General features: G+C 58.3%; 7 protein-coding genes. All 7 read left to right on the top strand.

Annotated features, from left to right (window positions below):
• The first annotated feature begins 241 nt into the window (after positions 1 to 241).
• The gene (locus IPM16_00120) at positions 242 to 7,192 is read left to right on the top strand and encodes an RHS repeat-associated core domain-containing protein (GenBank protein ID MBK9121511.1); all 6,951 of its coding nucleotides are present in this window, start codon (positions 242 to 244) and stop codon (positions 7,190 to 7,192) included.
• The gene (locus tag IPM16_00125) at positions 7,189 to 7,713 is read left to right on the top strand and encodes a hypothetical protein (protein ID MBK9121512.1); all 525 of its coding nucleotides are present in this window, start codon (positions 7,189 to 7,191) and stop codon (positions 7,711 to 7,713) included. Before IPM16_00120 ends, IPM16_00125 begins: the two co-directional genes overlap by 4 nt.
• A 59-nt stretch (positions 7,714 to 7,772) precedes the next feature.
• Entirely contained in the window at positions 7,773 to 8,219 is a 447-nt protein-coding gene (locus IPM16_00130) for a hypothetical protein (GenBank protein ID MBK9121513.1), read from the top strand.
• Positions 8,220 to 10,229: 2,010 nt separating this feature from the next.
• Positions 10,230 to 11,222, top strand: coding sequence for an RHS repeat-associated core domain-containing protein (locus tag IPM16_00135; protein MBK9121514.1), 993 nt, complete (start codon positions 10,230 to 10,232; stop codon positions 11,220 to 11,222).
• A 671-nt stretch (positions 11,223 to 11,893) separates the two neighbouring features.
• On the top strand, positions 11,894 to 13,318 hold the full coding sequence (locus IPM16_00140) for a hypothetical protein (GenBank protein MBK9121515.1): 1,425 nt from the start codon (positions 11,894 to 11,896) through the stop codon (positions 13,316 to 13,318).
• Positions 13,319 to 13,463: 145 nt separating this feature from the next.
• Positions 13,464 to 21,659, top strand: a complete 8,196-nt coding sequence (locus IPM16_00145) for a PD40 domain-containing protein (protein ID MBK9121516.1) — start codon at positions 13,464 to 13,466, stop codon at positions 21,657 to 21,659.
• Positions 21,659 to 23,326: an RHS repeat-associated core domain-containing protein gene (locus IPM16_00150; protein MBK9121517.1), complete on the top strand. Its 1,668-nt coding sequence runs from the start codon at positions 21,659 to 21,661 to the stop codon at positions 23,324 to 23,326. Before IPM16_00145 ends, IPM16_00150 begins: the two co-directional genes overlap by 1 nt.
• Positions 23,327 to 23,328 lie beyond the last annotated feature (2 nt).

A 23,328-nucleotide genomic window follows, 5' to 3' on the forward strand; every position in this document is an offset into this window, starting at 1 on the left:
ATGGCTCGCATTGAACTGAAACTAACTGGGAAACACGTGCGCACGAATTTGCGCACAAATGTGCGCACGTGTGTGTGACTGGCGCATCTGTTTCGGGTCTAGGATGGCTTTGGGTCAGTCACCTTCCATCGCGCGTTAAGTATGTCTTCCGTAGGTTGCTGACTATCGGAGCGTGCTTATCTTGCGATCCAAGACGAGCCAGTGCTGGCCCCAGTTCGTACAGGCACTAAGGAGAATCAACATGCCCAGCTACTCGCTTCACGAAGACGGACCGTTCGGCAGCGGAAACTATGCCGAAAAGACGGTAACACTTCCAGCCCCTGTCGAGTCCCTTGCTAATACTGTGACCTCGGTAACGTTTACGGCTTGGACATCGTCGGGAACCGGATCGGCGCAGGTCCAAGCGCTTGGGACAACGGCGGCTAATCGCAACTTCATGGTCTCTGCTTATCCGCAGACGCTGAGCGCGACTTATGTCGGCAAAGAAGCGCTTGACGCGTTGAGTGTTCGCGTGTCGGGTTCAGGAATCAACATCAAGATTTCCGGAATCACGGTCAATTACACGCGGACCAACCAGATTTCGGCGCACACGTCGCATGTCGGCGTTGCCAACAAAGACGGGGCGGCTGATTCGCAGTCGACACCCTGCTCGGTCAGCCTGCAGCACGGCGAGAAGCGCGAGACGGTGGTCGACATCGCCATGGACACCGCCTACCGGCCGCTGACGTTGACGCGCTACTACCGCCAATTCTTCCAGGACCGCCTCAACTACATGGGACTGGGGTGGTCGCACAACCACAACGTCAAGCTGACGACGCCGAGCTCCGGCGTGGTTCAGATTCAGTTCGGGGACGGCGGCGTCATCACGCTGCGGGAAACCGCCACCGGCGGACAGTACTACCGCGGAGACCCCGGCCTTCAGGCCGAATTGTTTTGGAACTCGCCCCCAGTGGCCGGCATTTCGTACATCTTGACCCATGTCGACGGTTCGAAGTACTACTTCGATATCAGCAAGCTGATCAAGATCGACTTTCCGGACGGGACCGAGTGGACCTACACCTATCAATCCGATTCCGGACAGCACGACTTCGGACTGCTCAGGAAAGTGGAAGACAACCACGGCAAGCAGCTCAATTTCCGCTACTACGACAACTCCGGCAACTTCAAGCACAAGAAGCTGTGGCGCGTCGGCGACCATGGCGCCGCTGGTCTGGCCGGCACGTCACCGACCGGCCGCTATGTCGAGTTCAGCTATACCAAGCAGCCGGTGACCGACAAGCCGCTGCTGACGTCGGTGCGCGACCTCAACGGGCAGACGTGGACCTACGAGTATTCGGACAACGTCGACTACAAAGGCACGACGCTGTCGCCGCTGTTCAAAGTGGAGACGCCGCATGTCGCGGCGAGCAGCACCGGGTACGACTCGACCAAGGGTATCGTCATCAAGCGCCTCGAGTACGGCTGGACGGGGAGCGGCAGCAACAAGCGGATCGCGTCGGTCAATCAAAAGCTCGGTAAGGAAGGCAGCAGCGAGAACTACCAGCGCGAAGAGCAGTACACGTTCAACAACGACGGGCTGTACTACGACACGTACGTCTCGGTGGCCGGGAAGACGACTCAGCACAAGTATGAGCTGGGCGCGTATGTCGGCGCGTTCGACGCCAACGGGAAGTCGGTCAAGCAGACGCTGGACGGCCATTACCGGCCGATCTCGGTGTCGGACGGCAATGACAACGTCACGTCGCTGTCGTGGACGTCGAGCGGGGACTTCCTCGCCAACGTGCAGGACGCCGAAAACGCCATCACCGATTACGAGTACGAGAACGGCAGCTCGGTCACCGGGCGGCTGACGAAGACGACCGATGCGGTCGGGCGAGAGACGATCTACGTCTACGACCCGTCGAACAGCTCGCGTCTACCGAACATCATCCGGCGCAAGCAGAACGGCGTGATCTTCAGCGAGATCCACCGCATCTACCATGCCAATTTCGACAAGGTTGAGCACGAACTCGAGTTCGACCCGGCCGCGATACCCAGTGAAGGGCTCGGATGGAAATCAAACCCCGACAACCACACGTCGCCCGCACCCATCCGGCGAGTGGACTACACGTATATCGGCAGCGGCTACAACACGCAGATGCTTGCGAGTATCGTGAACGTCGACCTGGTCGGGGCGGACGATCAGTCGACGTCCTATACGTATGACAACTACGGCCGCGTCATCAAGACGGTCCGGTCGAGCCTGTTCGGATCGTGCCTGGTGTCGGAGACGTATTATGACGACGCCGGCAACGTGACGGCGACGGTGTGCGGGCACTCTTCGCTAGACTTAGGCACGACCTACGCTCAACTCGACAGCGTTTACGACCCGAACGACCCGGACAAGCACCGGGTGACCAAGTACGCGTACGATCCGCTCGGGCGGCGCATCGAGGAACGCACTGACGTCGGCTCGCCGTTCGAGCAGAAGCACTACACGGCCTACGATGCGCTCGACCGCGTGACGCGCACGATCCGCAACGTCAAGCCGAGCACGACCTCCTGGCTGGACGCCGCCCAGTGGGTTTGGGACGCAACCCAGAGCCGCTGGGAAACGGCGACGGGCACGGCGATCAGCCACGGGACGCGCAACGACGAGAACCTCATCGAGGACTTCGAGTACAACGAACTCGGACAAATCCGGCTGAAGCGCGACACGCTCGGCAACGTGACGTTGTACGGGTACGATAACGTCGCCCGCGTCGATAAGGTCATTGAGAGCGTCAGCAAGCCGAACTTCTTCATTACCGGCAATTCGGTAGAGGATCCACCTGAAGAACCAGCGCCGACACTTCAAGAACGCTTGACCTTGTCTTCCTATCTGGCGAGCGCCGATCCGGACAAGGACATCATCACTAAACTCAAGTACGACGGCGCGGGCAACCGCATCTCCCTGCGGCGCTTCACCGACACCGACCCGATCGAGACTACGATCGACACGACGTACGACAAGATGAACCGCGTCCTGACGGAGACCGTCAACCTGGCCGAAGGCGCCGACAAGGCGCTGCCGGACCAGCATGTGCGCACGCGCTACGAGTACGACGGTGTCGGCCGCCGAATCGTGCACGAGCAGATGGTCGAGAACCGGCCCTACAGCGCGACCGAGAACACCAACGTGTGGCGCACCACCTTGTTCGGCTACAGCAGCCGCAACGAGCAGGTACGCAGCTATGCCAGCGCCAGCGATCGCCTGTATTTCGACACGGTGACGACCGACCCGACGCTCGCGAATTACGTCGAGAGCGGGCTGCCCGATCAGGACCTGCTCACGCGGCGCTGGTACGAGGAACACAGCTGGGTGAGCAGCGAGCGGGACGCCATCGGCAACCGGACGTGGTACCGTTACGACGGCCTCGGGCGCGTGATCAAGAAGATCGTCAACGCGGTTGGCACCGCAACCGACATGAGCGCCAACGACCCGCGCAGCGACAGCTACGTCCCGAGCAGCGCGCCGGACCAGGACATCATCACCCGCACCTACTACAACGCGGACGGCCGGCCGCAGCGCGTCCAGCAGCTGCTGGACACCGCCAACCCGAACGCCCACTGGACGCTCTACGACTACGACGCCGGCGGGCGCGTCAAGCGCGTCATCAAGAACGCCAGCCGCGCCGACTACTACGGCACCGACGCGTGGTCGGACCTGAGCGGATACACGCCGGCGACGTTCTCTGCGGACAGCGACAAGGACCTCGCCAGCACCTACACCTACGACGGCAAGGGCCGGCTGATTCAGGTGCTGGACGAGCGCTCGGACAACGTGACGTACACGGTTTACGACCAGTTGGACCGGACGGTCATGACGGTGCAGAACTACGTCGCGTCCGGGTCGACCACGCCCGCCGCGTGGGTGTGGAGCGCGGCCAACAGCCGCTGGGAGAACGGGAGCGGCGCCGCCATCGACCACGGCACGCGCAAGGACCAGAACCTGATCGCGCAGACGGCCTACGACCGGCTCGGGCGGGTGACGTCGGTGCGCGACGCGACCGGCGCGCTGCGGGTCCACGAACTGGACCGGCTCGGCCGGACGGTCAAGGTGATCGAGAACTACGTCGACGGCGTGTACAGCAGCAGCCAGCCGGACGAGGACCGCATCACGGTGAACGTGTACGACAAGGCCGGCAACCTGCTGAGCGTGACCGATCCGCGCGGCGTGGTGACAAAGTACGAATACGACAAACTCGGCCGGGCGGTCCAGACGATTGCCGGGTACGGGAGCGGATTCGCGACCACCACCTACACATGCTACAACAAGGCCGGCGAGGTGCTGCGGACGATAGCCAACTACGTACCAGGCGGTAATCCCGTGCAAGACGAATGGGTGAGCCAGGGCGTGTGGCTGTTCAACCCGACCGACCACGGCACCGACAACGACGTCAACCTGATCACGGCGTTCGGCTACGACCGCGCCGGGCGGCAGACGTCGGTCGTCAACCCGGCGGGGGACACCGTGCAGTACGCCTACGACAAGGCCGGGCGGATGCTGACCGAGACCGATCCGCTGGGGGCGGAGAAGGCCCTGCGTTACGACGCGCTCGGCCGGCCGATCCTCGCCGTCGAGAACTACATCCCCATGAGTCCGGACATGCCCGACCCGCAGCCGTGGATCTGGAGCAGCGCCAACAGCCGTTGGGAGGATGGATCAGGAACCGCCATCGTCCACGGGACGGCGCTCGACGCCAACGTGATCGGCGCGATGAGCTACGACAAGGCGGGCAACCTGCTCTCGCGGCGCGATCCGCGCGGCAACCTGACGACCTACGAATACGACCGGCTCAACCGGCGGACCAAGGCGACCGACCCGGCTGGCGAGCAGTGGACGACGGCGTACGGCCTGCCGTCCGGATCGACCGGCATCACGGCGGTGGTCAACGCCTACCCCGGCCTGAACGCGGCCAACACCGCCTACAGCGTGACGCGCGAGACCGACCGCAGCGGCCGGCTGATCGGGATCGACTACGGCGACCCGGCCAGCACGCCGAAGGTCGAGCTGGCGTACAACCTCGCCGGACGGCGCACGTCGGTGATTGAACGGACGACCGGCGGGACGATCCTGCGCAAAACCGACTATACTTATGACAAGGCGCAGCGGTTGAAGACGGCCGTGTTCGACACCAACGACGACGGCACGCCCGACACCACGGTGACCTATGTGTACGACGGAGGCGGGTACCTGACCCAGATGCTGCCGGGGATCGTGAGCGGTTCGATCGACTACACCTACGACGGCAAGGGCCGCATCGCAGGCATCAATGACGTCAATGGCCAGTCATCGTCGTTTCTCTACACCAACGTCGACAGACTCAGCGTCGCTCGATGGAATGCGGGTACGGGGCGAGATGAACAGCTTTTCAAATCCGAGATGGCCTACGACCCGGCGGGACGCGTGACAACCATCCACCATCATCGGCTGATATGGGGTAACACACAAGAAACCCTCGCCCGCTTCGACTACACGGTGGACGCGCGCGGCAACCGGACGCAGGCGGTCGAGCAGCGCCAGCCCAGCGGCGGCGGATCGCTCCAGCCGCAGACGCACGTCTACACCTACGACGGCGTCGAGCGCGTGACCGGCGCGACCACCTATCCCAACGCCACGCCGACCGGCACGCCGATCCGCACCTTCGCCTACGCCTACGATCTGGCCGGCAACCGGACCAGCGCGGCGCTCAACGGCACGCCGACGAACTACAGCTACAACAACCGCAATCAGCTCACGAGCGACGGGACGCACACCTTCGGCTACGACAAGAACGGCAACCGGATCAGCGACGGCACGCTGAGCACGATCTGGGACCGCGCCGGCCGGATGCTCTCGCACGACGGGCACGGCTACGCCTACGACGGCGAAGGCCGGCGCATCGCACAGACGGCCGGCGGATCGACGACGCGCTACGTGCTGGACGTGCAGCGCGGGCTGCCGGCGGTGATCGGGGCCAAGACGGGGTCGGACGTGACGCACTACATGCACGGTCCGCTGGGGATGTTCGCCCAGCGCAACCCGGACTCCTCGTGGGATTGGATGCTGCACGACGGATTGGGGAGCGTACGCGGCGTGTTCGACGGGACGCTGCAAAGCGCGGCGGAGTACGATCCGTTTGGCGAGCCGATTGTGGCACCGGTGGGCACCGCGTACGGCTTCACCGGCGAGCTGACCGACGGCAACGGGTTGGTGTATCTGCGCGCGCGGTATCTGGCGCCGGGGCTCGGCACGTTCGCCAGTCGCGATCCGTGGCGGGGGACGGCGTCCGCGCCGCGGACGTGGAATGGCTACGCGTGGGTCGAGGGGAACGTGGTCAATCGCGTCGATCCGGGTGGGATGCAGTCGATCGGTTTCGCACCCTACTCAGGCTCTGAGCCGGATGTCGTGTATACCGTGAATACGGCATCAGGCGGATCGAGCTGCGGCAATCAGTCGAGTGTGCCGGTGCGGACCAAGGAGTCGAAGCTGGCCGAGCGAGTGTCGCAGGGGTTTGCGCGTACGCGTGGCACATTCGTGCCGTTTCAGGATCCTGGTAAACTGCCATCGCGCGAACAGTGTCCCATGTCTGCGCTCTACTCATACGGACCCTGCAAAGACTTCAGCGTATTCGACATGGTCGGTGGCGGCTCGGTATCCGGCGGCGTATTCGATGACGTGATAGGCGATGTCATCAATGTGATCCGTGTAGCCTTCGGTGCATTCGAGGCCGCGGAGGCGTCGAGTGAGCAAGATCGTAGTAGCGCACAAGAGAGTGCGGTTGAGCGGATTGCCCGAGTTCAAATATCGCAGGTCGCACCCGAGGAACGTAACGACTGTGGCGAGTACGAGTCGCCTGAATGGGAGGCGGAAAAGAATCGCCGCAAGGCTTTGCAGGATGCTGCGTGTGGAGACGCTCTGGAAAGCTGCCGGCAGCAGAATTTGGTGAAGCTTCGCGACTCGAGCGGTAACGTCTTGGAGGCGAGTGTAATGGAGTGGGCACAGCGTTACATCACTTGTGGGGAACGGCGCCGTGACGTAGATAAGTGCTACCCTGAACCGGACGAAGGGCATATGGACGCGATCCGCGATCTCAACGGTGGACTCGAGATTTGCTACAATGCCATCGACCTGATCAGAAACAAGAAGGATCCCACTAAAGCTAAGTCGTGGAAGGAACTCCTCCGATGATCACGAGCGAAGACGGAGCGACCAAGAACATCTTCCTTGATGTATCGCGTGCGAGACACTATGCCGCGGCGGTACATCGCGCATTCTGCGATGTACCATTACCGCATCCTCCATTCGTTCGAGATCCGCGTGCTGAGGATCTCAAGATCCTTAGATTGCTCGAAGGTCAAGCGTGGTGGGTGCTCCCCCCCGTCGTCTTGTACGTGTGGAGGGTCGACTTTAGCGTCCTGGATGTTGAGCCGTACGTGTATTTCCTGCCTGCATTTCTCGTGCAGTCGGTTCTCGCGGATGAGTACGATCTATCGGCCTGGACATTCAACCGGCTCATCCCTCCATCCGAAGGAGAAGTCGGATCGAGGTTCATGAACATGGCTGCGTCATTCAACGCAGAACAGTGCCAGCTTATCCTGCTGTTCGCGAGAGACTTCCTTGAGGTGAATTGGCATGTTGCTGAAAGTGCGGATAATCGCGCTGCGCGGACACTGGAGTTCTGGACATCGCGATCGGACGCCCTGAAGTAAGGTCGCGCGACGGGACGCTGCAAAGCGCGGCGGAGTACGATCCGTTTGGCGAGCCGATCGTGGCGCCGGCCGGCACCGCGTACGGCTTCACCGGCGAGCTGACCGACGGCAACGGGCTGGTGTATCTGCGCGCGCGGTATCTGGCGCCCGCACTCGGCACGTTCGCCTCGCGCGATCCGTGGCGGGGGAGCGCGTCCGCGCCGCGGACGTGGAACGGCTACGCGTGGGTTGAGGGGAACGTGGTCAACCGGGTTGATCCGGGTGGGATGGCGGCATGTAGTCCGAATCAGCAGAGCGGTTCTTCGGGGGTCGCTGACGTACGTGAGCTACAACGAGAAGTGCACAAGCCCAAGCGAGCTGGTCGTCCATCGGCTCTGTCGTGTGGACCGAACAAGACGATTAACATCGACGGCGGCTGTGAGGACGCCGGAGGCGGCAGGCAAGCGCGGGAAACCCCGGTAGTGGTAGCTGGGGCGGAGGCTGGAGCAGTATCATCGCTACCATAGACCTACAAGCGATCCTGATCGCTCTCGGCCTTTCGCCGGTATTGGCCGAAGCGCTAGAGCGGCTCTTCAGTGGCGTGAATGACGTGATAGCCCAACTCTCCGAGGCAGGTGTAGCGATCCCGCTACCGAACGTCGGCGGTCAGGCTGGCACAGCCCCACAAGCCAGTGCAACAACCATTCCCGATACGGACGAGCAGGATCGCAGCTACCCGATAACTCGCGATGTTCCTGATCAGCCCGATTGCCATCCAATAGTCTGGCCGGCACCGATCTGGAAGTCACTGGGAATCAATGACGAAGGGTGTTCGATTCAACTCACGATCGTCCTGGCCCAGTGCTAGAACGGCGTACGCGACAGCGCGATACGGACGTGACGAAAGCCTACCGACAGAAGAACAGTGTGGCAATTGGCGAAACTAGGGGACAAATCCATCATAAATGGCCTTTGTACCTCTATGGCCCAGATGAACCGTCAAACTTGGTGTTCTTACCGCTGGCCGAGCATACTGCGTGGCATGCCGAACTACGTAGACAAGGAGTCACGGGAAACATGTATTACGATCCACAGGGACCAAGTACTGTGTCGTACATCACAACTAGCGATCGACGTATCATTGAGGAGCTGCTGGCTCAGTACGATATCGCGGTGCTTCAACCCGCCAGTGACCAACGCCGCGAAGATGCCGCCCGCGTATTCCTTTGGAATGCTCCATGGTTCGGTAGCGATTTCGGAATCAGCACAGGTGTGGTTATGGGAACAGGTCGAATCAGCACATCCGAGGGCTCTGCAATCCATGTTTGCGTATTCTGTTGGAGATGGATAGTCGCCTGCCACCTACGTCGGGTCTGTCACACGACTTCAAGCGGCTCAGAGCCTTAAGCCTGTCCAGGACAAATCTGTTCGAAATGTGGCGCCGCTATCCGCCGCCCCCGGAAACCGTGGAGGAAATCATCAGACATCGCACATGGGCATGTGATATCCTGCTCGAAGTAAAGCGGTAACTCACTTCGATCGCTTCCACGAGCTCAGTAGTCTGGCGCTGTCTCCCTTGACGGATTTGTGGTTGATCGACAGCCTTGTGCCGGTGTGGTATCACGGTCGCGCAGTCGAACTTCTAGAAGCGGCGATAGACGGTGTTCAGCACGGCAACTACAAATCCGATGGCTACACGTGTTCGGTGCTTGCTAGGTCTGTCGCATACGTTTCGCTGTTGGCTAGGCCCGAACCAGACGCGCGGTTGCGAACGATGTCTGATGATGAGAACCCAATAGTTGCAGGACATGCCCGCGTCGCACTTGCAATGCTAGGTGACCCAAAGGTGGTCCACAAGATATCGGAAACTCGGCTTGATATGGCAGACACAGACACTGAAATCATGCTGAATGCAGCATACTTTCTCGGATCGCCCATCTGTATCCCGATGCTTTCGACGTTGCCAAGCAAGGCCCTCTCATTGACGACATGGGCGAAACCCTGTGCAGCACAGCAGCGTTTGTCATCGAAGCGATCACCGGAATAAGGATACGAAGCACAGATAACAGCGAGTTGATCGTATCACGTGTCGAAGAGATCCAGTCGATGATCCCACAGCTCGGTGACGACAGACGGTATTATCGTGGTCATCCCTTGAACGCGCTTCACTTCCGATCCAGGCTTTCACCGTTCGGTGGACTCGAGTCAAGTGCTGGATATTGGGGGTTACTGAGCACTATTGGTATTGATGTCGGGTATCGGCAGCGGTACGACGTAATCCACAACCTCCCCGCGTTAGACAAATGGGATGAAATTGCTGCAACATGGGACAGTAACCATGAGCCCGGCCGCTGGTACTTCAAGGGGAAGCTTGTGAGATGATGGCTTCACCGGCGAGCTGACTGACGGCACCGACGCAAAATCTCCCCCTCGCCAAATCGCGAGGGGGAGCCACGGTACACAGCGAGTGCCCTGCTCCGAACGGAGTGGGGCACTCAAGCGTATACTGTGCGTATGACGAACTGTTCACCACTGAGATGGCGTACGACCCGGCGGGACGCGTGACGATGATCCACCACCACCGCGACGTCTCCGGCGTGCCGCAGACCCTCGCCCGCTTCGACTACACGATGGACGCGCGCGGCAACCGGACGCAGGCGGTCGAGCAGCGCCAGCCGAGTGGCGGCGGATCGCTCCAGCCGCAGACGCACGTCTACACCTACGACGGCGTCGAGCGCATGACCGGCGCGACCACCTATCCCAACGCCACGCCGACCGGCACGCCGATCCGCACGTTTGCCTACGGCTACGATCTGGCCGGCAACCGGACCAGCGCGGCGCTCAACGGCACGCCGACCAGCTACAGCTACAACAACCGCAACCAGCTCACCAGCGACGGGACGCACACGTTCGGCTACGACAAGAACGGCAACCGGATCAGCGACGGCACCCTGACAACCGTCTGGGATCGCGCCGGGCGGATGCTCTCGCACGACGGGCACAGCTACGCCTACGACGGCGAAGGCCGGCGCGTCGCGCAGATCGCCGGCGGATCGACCACGCGCTACGTGCTGGACGTGCAGCGCGGGCTGCCGGCGGTGATCGGGGCGAAGGCGGGGTCGGACGTGACGCACTACATGCACGGTCCGCTGGGGATGTTCGCCCAGCGCAACCCGGACGCGTCGTGGGACTGGATGCTGCACGACGGACTGGGGAGCGTGCGCGGCGTGTTCGACGGGACGCTGCAGAGCGCGGCGGAGTACGATCCGTTTGGCGAGCCGATTGTCGCGCCCATGGGGACGGCGTACGGCTTCACCGGCGAGCTGACCGACGGCAACGGGCTGGTGTATCTGCGTGCCCGCTACCTCGCTCCCGCACTCGGGACGTTCGCCTCGCGCGATCCGTGGCGGGGGACGGCATCCGCGCCACGCACGTGGAACGGCTACGCGTGGGTCGAGGGGAATGTGGTCAACCGGGTCGATCCGGGTGGGATGACAGTGTTTGGCTCCACTGCCATCCCACCCGCATAGTTAACGAGAATCGACCCGCTCCATGTGCTCGGCAGCCAGATCGAATCTGGATTCCTTGCGCTTTGCTTCCAGCATGAGCGAACGCTCGAAGCGGCTTGCTACCTATCGCATGCTAGTCCCGGATGCCCTGCACGGTCAGTCTGCCGATAGAGTGCTTCCAGCGTCAGCAGGTCGTGGAAGTACTCGCAATCCATAGACGGATGACTCATCATGTGTCCGGAGTTCGCTCGACCACGTACGGCGGCGCGGTTTGTTGATGGGATATGTGCGATGTCGGCAGGAATATTAGGTCACTGATCCCCTTCACCCGGAAGAACATCTTGTCCTTGCCGAACTGCGCCCGCGTCACGTCTAAATGCCGGCACGTTTGGCCTACGCTACCGAGAGTATTGGACTAACTGCAACATTGCCACGTACGTTGTTGCGCCGGAGTTAGAAGAAAGATCTTGGTCTAGGCGCAACATTACGAACCATCTAATCCCCTACGATTGGACTACGCAAGTCTCAGTATGAGAGCGTGCGGAGCTGGCTATGTGCTAATCATGTAATCTGTACCGCATCAAATGCATCACGAGCAATATTCTGTTAAAACTCCGCAGATAGATTAACATCATGTAAAACAAGAGCACAGCATTTCGATTGTCAGACCGTTCCAAACCGCGAGGTGGCTTATGACCCAGGTCTACAACACGAACGTTGAAGTCAACGGTTCTGACGATGTCGTTCAACTTGCTGTGACCGGCAACAGCGTGCAGACGGAGCCGCTGCAAGAGTGGAATACCAACTCTGGCGATGCGGTAGCGCGCTTACACCAAGATGGGCGTGTTCAAAGCGGATCGCTCGATACTGGCGCGGGTGCGACTGGCGATGCCCAGATTGAGGTCTTCCGTCATGAAAGCGCGACCGCACTTCCAAAGCGCGGATTAAACATCACAGGTGCTATCACCGATGCGCTTACGTCAATTGTAGGCTGGACTGTCCATGAGCTGTTCTTGAAGGGGACCGCCGGCGTCCGCGCGCTACATAGCGCATTGCGTGTCCGGATCACCAATCAGAACACAGGCACAGATAATGCGAATGGCGAACTGCGGGCAGGCGAGTTTGAAGTCTCTAATGCTGGGGGAGGCAGTGGCAATGTCGTCCCATTTGCAACAGGTCTTGATGTACGTGTGACTAACGAAGTTTCCGGACACATAGGCACCGCCTACGGCGTGCATATCGCCGTGTCGGACTTGAACACCAACGGCATTGGTGATGCTTACACCTTACATGCGACCGGTGGAAAAACGCGACTCGACGATGTTCTCGAGCTGTACGGTAATCGGGCATCTGCCCCGACTGCGGAAGAGCAAGTCGCCAAGATCTATGTCAAGTCGGACGGCAAATTGTACGCGAAGCTTGAAGGAGCTTTGGGCGAGTACTTGCTGTCGGCAGCTCCTACACCTGTGTCGGGCGACGAGGGCAAATATCTTCGTGGAGACGGTTCGTGGCAAACCGCTGTGGGGACTGGCGCAAATACAGCGTTGTCTAATCTCACATCAGTTGCAGTCAATACATCGTTGATAAGCGACACCGACAATACGGACGACCTCGGCACCAGTGCAAAGAAATGGCGTGCGGCATATTCAAACGCACTCTACTTAGAGGAACGAACCGCTCCGCCAACCCCAACGAGCGGTGACGGTATCATTTACGTCAAGTCGGATGGTCTCTATTTCAAGGATGACAGTGGAACTGAAGAACGATTGGGGCACTTTCAAGCACGGGTGACCACAGTAAACAATGCAACAACCACCATCTTCGATTATACGCCAGCCACCAGTTCTGCGGTGTTGATTACGGGCTACGTATCTGGCGTGAACACGATTGACTACGCCACCGGCCTCGTGTCTCGCTTTGCGTTCACCGTTGCCCGAACCTCCGGCGGCACAACATCGATACTGGGTTCGTTTACCAACACCAGTGAGACAAGCGCCAACACGCCGTTCGTTCTGGGCAGCATAGTTGGCAACAGTTTCGTTCTCCAGGTGGATCAGGATGCTGGAGGTTCACAAGCGTGGAACTGGCTTGCAGAGTACACCATTACCGTCATCTAGACCGCTACGCATTCGGACAGTATATGCTGCCTCATGTGACCTTTCTTTCTTGGCACAGGAGGCTTCACTAGACCTCACGTAGATTAATCGGGTTTCACTCCATCAAGTACTCGCAAAGCTTGGGCATAGTCTTGAGGAAAGAGTCATGCCGTACACAGCACATAGCGTCGAAGAACTGAGATCCCTAATCCAAGGTGCACCTGACAATGTAATGCATGTAATCGAGTTATTGCCCGGCATGAAGTACGAACTCAATGCACCCGCATTCTTGGAGGGTTGGAACGGCTTTCCAATAATCTCAAGTCAGAAGATTATCCGAATCGTCGGACGCGGCGCTAGCTTAGTGCGGCGCGAAATCGCAGGTACGCCATTCTTTCGATTCTTCGAAGTCGAAACTGGGGGATGGCTTGAGCTTATTCAACTAAAATTTCAGAATGGCACGATCGGAGGAACTGCAAGTCCTCTTTTCATACATCATGGTGGTGCCCTTTTCAACAAAGGAACGGTTCACATCAAGTATTGTGACTTTGTCGATAACATAGTACTTACCAGGTTGACACCGGCGATTAGTGGTACCCCTGACTCATTCGGCGGTGCAATTGCCAACAATGAAGGCTCCCTAATCGTACAGGGAAGCGCGTTCAGAAATAATCAAGCAGTAAAAGGTGGAGCCATACATAATGATAATGGCAACCTCGATCTGACAAATTGTATGTTTGAGAATAACCGTACTATAGTAAGCCTAATATACGGGAATGGAGGTGCTGTAGGTACTTACGGAGGGGATGTAACTATTCGTCAATCACGTTTTAGCCAAAACTACGCCCTCACCGCCGGTGGAGCGATACATTGCACCGATACGACACTTCTGGTAACAGGCAGCGACTTCACCGAGAACCGGACGGTTGTGGATATTACAGGCGGTTGCTTTTACAATGCCAGCGGTTCCGAAGTTGCACTTCACTTCAATCAATTCTACGGAAATGGCGGTGGTCCAGGTATTCAATTCGGTGCTGCTTCGGGCACCGAGGTTGATGCCACCAACAATTGGTGGGGTGCCGCGCTTGGCCCCTCAATTGGCTATGTAAATACATATCCCCGAGATTCAGTATCAGAAGAGGGAGTAATCTACGAGCCGTTTCTAACGAGTGAAACCGCAATCCATTCCAACCTGGCTGAATGCCGACCTGGACTTGCCAACATAAGTTATGCAACGACCGATCAAGCGACCTCGAAGAATCCAATTAGCCTGATTCGCGGCGAAAAGCGCTGGGTACAGACCGACATAAAATTGGAGTCACCCCTAACGGCAATCGAGTTCACTCGGACCTACCGTCAAAGCTTGCAAGACGAACTGCAATTCATGGGATTGGGCTGGACTCACAATCATGTCGGTTTTGTTGAGCCGATTTCTATAGGTTCACCAAACTCTGTAGATGTCGACCTTCAAACTGGCGGCCGAATCAGATTGTATGAAACAAGTTCAACCGGAAAGTTCGAGGGAGCTGCCGGTTCCAACACGCGCCTCACATTCAGCGGTTCACCCTCGTACACAATGGCAGTACTCAAAGCCGCCGACAAGAGTAAGTTTCGTTTTGAGATCATTGACAGCGGAAACCCGAACAGTCGCTACAGACTTGTGTCTCGGACGTGGCCTAATGGAAATCGATGGACCTATACATACGATGTCAACGCTCGCCTGACCTCAGTTCAAGATGATTGGGGGCGAAAGTTAGTGTTCTTCTATTATGGGGGCACGAGTTACAAGGAAGGTCAACTTAATACAGTCGAGGCAATAAACGAAGGCGTGTCGGTCGGCATCGTCGCCTACGACTACACGCCGGAAATGGAGAACGGCGCGCCCGTATCCAATCCCAAAGCCCTCTTGTCGTCCGTAACCGATCTGCTAAACAATACCTGGACATATGACTACTTTGGCTCAAAGTCCGGCGAAACCGGAAGCGACCCTACACCGCTAAACTTTATGACGGCGCGTCGCTCGCCGCCGATCCAGACCCAGGGAAATGGCGTCGTTGACCTAGAACGGTTGAACTATTTCGTGGACTCCGGTGCAGTGACTAGCATCGTGCAAAGGCGCGGCGACGACGATGAACTCGTTGAAACGGAGTTCGAATTCTCCGAAGAAGGACATGAGACGACGGAGACGGTTGCTACCTCGATTCGCACACATTCTTTCAAGCGCGGCCTCCTGGAGAACACGATAGTCGCAGAGGAAAACGCGAATACGGGGCGATTGGAACCAACCGGCGTTTTCAGACCCGGTAGCCAGGCCGATGCATACGGCAATATGACTTGGCTCGGCTGGAATGACGACGGCGAGTTCCTTACCGATGTGATCAACCCAGCCGGTGCTATCACGTCGTTTGACTATGAACGCGACGAACAAGGCGATTTCAACGAAGATTCTAGGTTTGTCCGACTCAGCGATGCGGACGGACGAAGAACCCACTACTTGTATGACGATGATCTGCGGCAACCGACCCTTGTACTTGTCTCAAACGAACAAGTCTCAATCGATGTCAAAGGTGACATGGATAATGTCGCTGATTGGACAAAGATCGATTCGTCTACAACTAACGAACTAAGTCTGGACGTTACAGCTGGGTACTTCCGCAGAGTAGTTGCAGATTCGAGCGGTGATGGTATCGAGAGTAACGCGTGGGACTTTGTTGATGGCCGGACGTACGTCTTATCGGCGCGCGTATTCCCTGTCGCTTCGTGTGCTGTGACGCTGCAGGTTCCGGGAGTACCGGCGCTAGAACTTAACTCGGTAGGAAGCAATGCCTGGGAAGAACTATCTGTCTCATTCGTCGCAAATACCAATCTAACTGATCGTGTCGTACAGGCAATCGCTTCAGTCAGCGGCGAATTCTACCTTGATGCAGTGTCACTCATCGAAGATGGACGAGAGTTATTGAACGATCGTTTCTTCGAGCGCTCGGATACGCCAGCGATACCGGATTGGCGGGGTATTGGCGGCCATGAGCCAACCATGAATGAGAGGCGGCCCGGCGCCGACACCGGCGGGCATTCGCGTCATGTCGTGGCAGCAACCGGTTACGGTATCAAGAGCGCAGAAGAATTCTCAATTACCGCAGAGAAGAAGTATCTCTTGTCTGCTCGAATCTTCGTCGTTTCTGGTGAAGTAACCATGCAGGTTCTCGGTGTTGGTGGCGTTGGCGTTTCTACCGCGGCTACCCTTGGCGTCTGGCAAACCATCCGGACTCTGTATACCGCAACGACTTCAGTGTCCTCACTAAATGTGGCATTTACCGCTGAGGGCGGCAGCGCGGAATTCTATGTCGACTCGGTCCATCTGGTTGAACTGGATGCGATCTATAGCTGGCAGGAGTACCGCTACGACTACGCTTGGCGCACGGTTGAGGAACGATCGATCGACGTAGATACTCTTAAGGTCTCTCGCGAATTGACACGTGAGTATTACGTCACAACATTGTTCTGGGGCATGCTCGAGAAGCTCACTCACGTCGATCCGGATGGTGTCACCAATAACAATTGGACGACGTATGAGTACGATCACGCAGGACGAACAACGCTGGTTCACAAAGGCAGCGTCTTTGGCAACTGTGACGTTACGTACACAGTGTACGATACCGCAGGCAATGTTGTTGCAACGATCTGCAATTATTCGCCAGGTGCCGATCCCGCACCGAGCGATGCCCAGGAAGCTGCAAATCTGTACGACGCCGAAAAGCCCAACGAAAATAGGGTGACAACGTTCGCGCATGACGAACTCGGCCGTCAGTACCTCGTCACGACAAATGCAGGTTCGGACTTCGCTATTACGAACTATACCGTTCTGGACTCGCTTGATCGGCCCCGGCTTTCGATCTCGAACTACGAGAATCCCGAAGTATCTCCCGGCGTACGTACGTACACAGAGCCATACACTTGGGCATGGGACGGCGACAAATGGATTGACGGCTCCGATCCAGCCAAGGTTATCGACCACGGACCGAACAAGGACCGGAATATCGTTTCGCAGACCGTTTACAACGAGCTTGGACTCACTCGCTTGCAGCGCGACGTAGCCGGCAAAGTTGCTTTGTCTGGTTACGATCGTGCCGGGCGATTGATACGGTCCGTGTTGAATGCCAGCCAGCCGGCTTTCAACAACCGCTTCAATGGGGGCGACCCGACGCTTGAAATGTACCCTGGAGAAGGCATCGCTCTGAACTCAAGGGCCGATCAGGATATCATTCAGTTTAGCCAGCACAATGCTGTTGGAAACGTCGTCAAGAGTACATCGAATCCGGATTTCCCTGACGTCTCGCGTACGACGCTCACCACGTATGATGCCTTGAATCGACCTCATTTGGTGGTCTCGAGCGCGAGCGCGCCGGCGTACGAGATCCTGGCGGATCGGCAGCTTGCCAGCTACGTGTTCAACAGCGCTCCAGACCTGGACCTCGTCACCGAAACATCCTACGACCTAATGGGACGGGTGCTGGAAACAAAGGACGAGATGGGGCGGATTACGCGAACCGTCTATGATGTTCAGGGTCGATTGATCCGGTCGATCTCAAATTACCATTCGCAGACAGGCGCCGATGGCAATGTTGTAGATCCCAGCGACTGGCATTGGCAAGACGGGCGTTGGATGTACCTCTTTGACCCAATTCAGACGACATATTATCCAGTAGAACACAACTCGCTTGGCACCATGATCGGCATTGCCGATCAAAACCTCGTTACCGAGACGATCTACGACGGTGCAGGGAGAGTCCTCGAAACGCGCGACATATTGGGCCGTGTTACGAGATTCGTATATGATGGACTTGGACGTCAGACAAAGTCCATCACCAACTACGCCGAACAGATCACCGTCCCTGATGAATGGCAGTGGCGCATCGTAAGCGGCGAGGGCGCCTGGAGACTCAGCGCTACTAGCAATATGAAGGTCTCGTTCGGCGATGACAACGACCAAAACCTGATCATCGAGACGTCTTATGACGGGGACGGGCGACCCTTTGAGGTCCGTAATGCCGAGGGTCTCGTTACCAGAACGGTTTATGATGAACTGGGGCGAACATCCAAGACAATTCGGAACTACGTCGAGCAGTCAACGGAGCCGCATTCTTGGGAATGGCGGGAGGAATCCAGCAAATGGGCATGGCGCCTGAGCGACGAAACCACTGATCTCGTCGATCATGGCGACCGAGAAGACCAGAACTTAATCACGCAGACACATTATGATGCGCAGGGCCGCCCGGAGCTAATCCGGGACAATCGTGGAGTTGCCGCATTTAGCGTCTACGACAAACAGGGACGTCAAGTCAAGACAATTGCCAACTACATACCGCAGACAACACCACCCGTAGCGTGGATTTGGCGACTGGACGCTGCTGAAACCGAATATGCGTGGCGGCTCAGTGACGACAACGATACGGAAGTGAGCCACGGCGCGGATAACGATCAGAACATCATATCTGCGACCGAGGAGTTCGACCTGCTTGGACGTGTTGTCTTTACGCGTGACGTCGCTGGTCACGCCACGGTTCGGATCTATGACGAGCTTGGACGCCAAGTCCGAATTGTGACCAGTTACGTCGTGCAGGGTGCGACCGATCCAAAGGATTGGGTGTGGCGCACAGAAGGCGGTGTGTGGGGCTGGTATGCCGCGGACAGCGGTTCGACGCTGGTGAGTCACGGCACGGACAACGACGTCAACCTCATTAGCGATACGCACTACGACAAGGCGGGTCGGGTGGTCCTGACGCGCGACGCGAGCGGAACATCGACCGCCTTCACATATGATCGCGCCGGGCGGCAGCGCAACGTCACCACAGCAGCCGAGACCGGTTTGGCGACAACCAGCTATGCGTGCTTCGACAAAGCAGGCCGCACGCTGCGCCGCATCGACAACTGGATCGATAATGGCGTATCGCCTGACGAACGAGACACTGCCGGCAATTACGTCTTCGATCCGGAGCTGCATGGAATTGACAACGACCAGAATCTGATTACGCGGATCGTACTCGATGAACTCGGTCGCGTCTACCGACAGTCAAACCCGGCCGGAGACTCAACTACGAGTTTTTACGACCTTGACTCGTCGTTGGTCCAACAACTTGACCCGCTCGCTGTATCGACGCGGTACGTACACGATCGGCAGCGACGGACAACAAAAGTTGTTCAGAACTACTATGATCAACGGATGCGGATTGCCTTCTCATCTAACCGCGATCGAACCAACGCGGCGGAATCCGACATCTTCACCATGAATCGCGACGGCACGAATGTCGTACGTCTCACCAGCGATGGCGTTGTAAACGAGGCCGCTGCATGGTCTCGTGACGGGACCAAGATCGCATTCTTTCGGAGAACTACCTCTGGGCACCTTATGATCTACACGATGGACAGCGACGGTGCAGCCTTGACGGCAATTACCGACACTGACGCCGATCACCTGTATCCAGCGTGGTCCGCGGACTCGACGAAGATTGTGTGTAAGGGCTACAACGTTTCCAGCTACGTGCTGAAGGTTATGGACAGCGACGGCGGCAACAAGCAGGTTCTTTGGGAACCGCCGGCCAACCGGGACATCTACCATCCGAATTGGTCATGGGCGAACAACAAGGTTGTGTTCGAACTAAATCATACCGACGCGGCGCTCGAGTCGGACATCGCTGTTGTCAATAGCAATGGAAGCGGTTTTGCTCTGCTCGTAGCGGACGGCAACAAGAATCGCAACCCCGTGTGGTCGCCTGACGGCACAAGAATTGCGTTTGACTCGAGGACCGTCGAGAACCTTTTCCAGATCTACGTAATGCGGCATGATGGTACCGATGTCACGCAGCTCACATTTACCGCCCAGGCAAACGTCAATCCGACGTGGTCGCCCGATGGGCGACAGATCATGTTCTACTCGCGCCGTGACGGCCTGCCTGAACGGCAGCTCTACGTGATGAACGCTGACGGGACGAATCAACGGCGAGTTACGGTCAACGAGTCGAGTGATAACGACGTCGCGTGGGCGCCGATTCAGACAGATCCGGCGGCGTGGGAGTGGGTGACGGATCACTGGGAGAACGAAGACGGCGACCCGATTGTACACGGCGACCTCAACGACACCAACGTCATCGTTGCGATGCGCAACGACATCGCAGGCCGGCCGATTGAGGTGCGCAACCCGGGCGGCGCGACGACTGCCTATCGCTACGACGCGCTCGGTCGGCGGATCGTCCGTGTGATGAACTATGTGCCGCAGGGGACAACCGATCCGGCAGACTGGGTATGGAGCGTGGCCAACGACCGCTGGGAACGTGGCGCAAGCGATACCACCGCGATCAGCCACGGCCCGAACGGCGACGAGAATATGGTCATGCAAATGCGCTACGTCGATCTTGATGCACCAGGCGACGTGACCGGCCAAACGCGGACGATTACCGTCCAACCGAACGGCACCGAGATCGTGCGCGACTTCGACCGCCTAGGCCGCCCGCTGACGATCGGCTATGACGACCTCAGGGCGACACCTGACGTCACCTTCGCGCATGACATCCGCGGCAACCGTGTCCGCATGACCGAGACGGGCATCAGCGGCACAGTGCGCGAGACGCTATATAGCTATGATGGTGCGCAGCGACTGATTACAGCCAGCTTCGACACCGACGGGGACAGCACTGTCGACGAAACGGTCGGATATGCGTATGACGTCAGCGGACGACGTACACAGCTAGCGATGCCTGGCAGCAAGACGGTCGACTATACCTTCGACGCGCGCGGGCAAATGCGAAGCCTGACAGACTGGTCCGATCAGACCACTCGATTCCGCTATGACGCGATGGGGCGTCACGTGCTGACACGACGCGCCAATGGTCTGCGGTCGTTGTACCAGTACGACGCCGGGGGACGACTCCGCCTGCTGCGACATGACGCCGGCGCGCGGCTGTTGGCGCAGTTCGGTTACGAAGTGGACGCGCGCGGCAACCGGACGCAGGCGTTCGAAGCGCAGCGGCATCCGGGCAGCGGCACGACCATCATCGACCAGAGCGACGACGCGGTGTACTACTACGGCGACTGGACGACCGCGGGCGGCTTCCACGTCACCGCGCAGCCGTATGCCTCGTTCCGCTTAACGTTCGCGGGGAATGAAAACGTCGAACTGACGATGGGCGAAGGGCCGGATCACGGCTTGTACGACGTGTACATCGGCGGGTCGCTTTGGCAGAGCTTCAACGGCTACGCCGCCAACGCCGGCGAGCGTGTGATCCCGATCCCCCTGTCGAACGACGGACCGTTTACGCTGCACGTCAAAAACCGCGCCGACAAAGCTCGTCATCGTCCGGCCACGTGATGCGGTTCAAGCAGCTGTCGGTGGACGCCGAGTACACGCTTCAGACCCTCTCCTACACGTACGATGCCGTGTCGCGCGTGCTGGGCGCTGACTATTATCCAGGGGAGAATACTGCCTCGACACCGGCGCAGACGTTCGCCTACGGTTACGATGTCGCCGGCAACCTCACCGACAACAACGGCACGGCGCGGACGTTCAACAAACTGAATCAAATCAGCAGCGGCGGCGTGACCTACGACGCCAACGGCAACATGACGCACGACGGCACGAACGTATATACATGGGACCGCGCCAACCGGATGCTGGATGGAGGCGGAATCTCGTATCAATACGACGGGCTAGGCAATCGGGTTGAACAGCGCACCGGACCGAAGGCCAGTCCATTCACTACACGCTACCTGCTCGATGTACAGCCCGGCCTCGTGCAGGTGATCCGAGCCATTGCGACCACCGGTTTTCCGCTGCCGGACATTCAGCACTACGTCCACGCGCCGGGCGGGATGCGCATGGCATCCAGCACGATCGAATTCTGGACCAGCCTGCTGCCGGACGGCCTGAACAGCGTACGCAGCGAGGTGCGCGATTCGTTCATCGTCGACGCATCCGGCGGATACGAGCCGTACGGCGTGCCGGCGGATGTCGTCGGGACGTTCGAGCAGCCGTTCCGCTTCACGGGCGAGATGCGCGACGCGAACGCGCTGCAGTATCACCGCGCGCGGTACTATGCGCCGGCACAAGGCGTGTGGACTCGGCTGGATCCGTTTGAGGGCACGATGAATCGCGCTCAGAGCCTGAATGGGTATTCGTGGGTAGAAGGGAACGTTTCCAGCCGAATAGATCCAACGGGCAGATACTGGTGGGGAGTCGCTGGGATACCTCGCCCAGACGAATATGCCGGACAATATCGTACCGACAATTACATTAGTCACGCCATTCAGTTAATGTTGTCGGAAGCACCGGGCTTGAATGAGCTATTTCATGCAGAGTATGTTGTAAACAAGTATGAAGGCACTCAGACCGCCCGTCCAGTTGATCTGCTTAGAGCCGACGATCTAGTTCATTCAGTCGAAGTATGGGAAATCAAGCCGAACAATGCGAATGCGAGAAGTCAAGGGCGAGAGCAGATCGACTGGATCGAGAATTTCACGCAAGGAGTGGTTGCAGATCCATCCCGTCGCGGCAGGTATACATCTTCGGCATATCCACACCCATTCCGTGATGGTTTCAAGTATAACTGGAGTACCTACAACTGGCGAAAGGGTACAACTTTTCCGAGCAAGATCTATGTCGGAGCGGTAATCCCAACGACTACGCGGTGGTATGCTGGACAAACCGAACCCGGACTCATTGTCTACTGGAAACAAGACCAACAAGAGCCCGATGCACGCAGCTATCCCGGCACGCAAATCCGAAGCATTCCTAAGGATGTGTCAGATGCACGCGCGGGAACAGCCCATCCGCCAGCCAACGTCATACCATTTCCCGGCATATACGAACAACCAGAACAAGATGCGGCCGCAGCAATCAGCCTAAAGTTTGAGGACGTCCTCCTTGGCATAGGGATCGTCGGCGCAATCTGTATTGCGGGTGCCGTTATCGTGTTTACACCCATAGATGAACTGATAATCATCGGCGGAGGCGCAGCATCAGTCGTCGGCGGTGGCTAGAT

The organism is Candidatus Flexicrinis affinis (genome assembly GCA_016716525.1).
GTDB lineage: Bacteria > Chloroflexota > Anaerolineae > Aggregatilineales > Phototrophicaceae > Flexicrinis > Flexicrinis affinis.

What these genes read in the sequence shown, in the direction of transcription:
- IPM16_00120 (MBK9121511.1), top strand. Translation starts at nt 242, where the DNA reads ATGCCCAGCTACTCGCTTCACGAAGACGGACCGTTCGGCAGCGGAAAC.
- IPM16_00125 (MBK9121512.1), top strand. Translation starts at nt 7,189, where the DNA reads ATGATCACGAGCGAAGACGGAGCGACCAAGAACATCTTCCTTGATGTA.
- IPM16_00135 (MBK9121514.1), top strand. Translation starts at nt 10,230, where the DNA reads ATGGCGTACGACCCGGCGGGACGCGTGACGATGATCCACCACCACCGC.
- IPM16_00140 (MBK9121515.1), top strand. Translation starts at nt 11,894, where the DNA reads ATGACCCAGGTCTACAACACGAACGTTGAAGTCAACGGTTCTGACGAT.
- IPM16_00145 (MBK9121516.1), top strand. Translation starts at nt 13,464, where the DNA reads ATGCCGTACACAGCACATAGCGTCGAAGAACTGAGATCCCTAATCCAA.
- IPM16_00150 (MBK9121517.1), top strand. Translation starts at nt 21,659, where the DNA reads ATGCGGTTCAAGCAGCTGTCGGTGGACGCCGAGTACACGCTTCAGACC.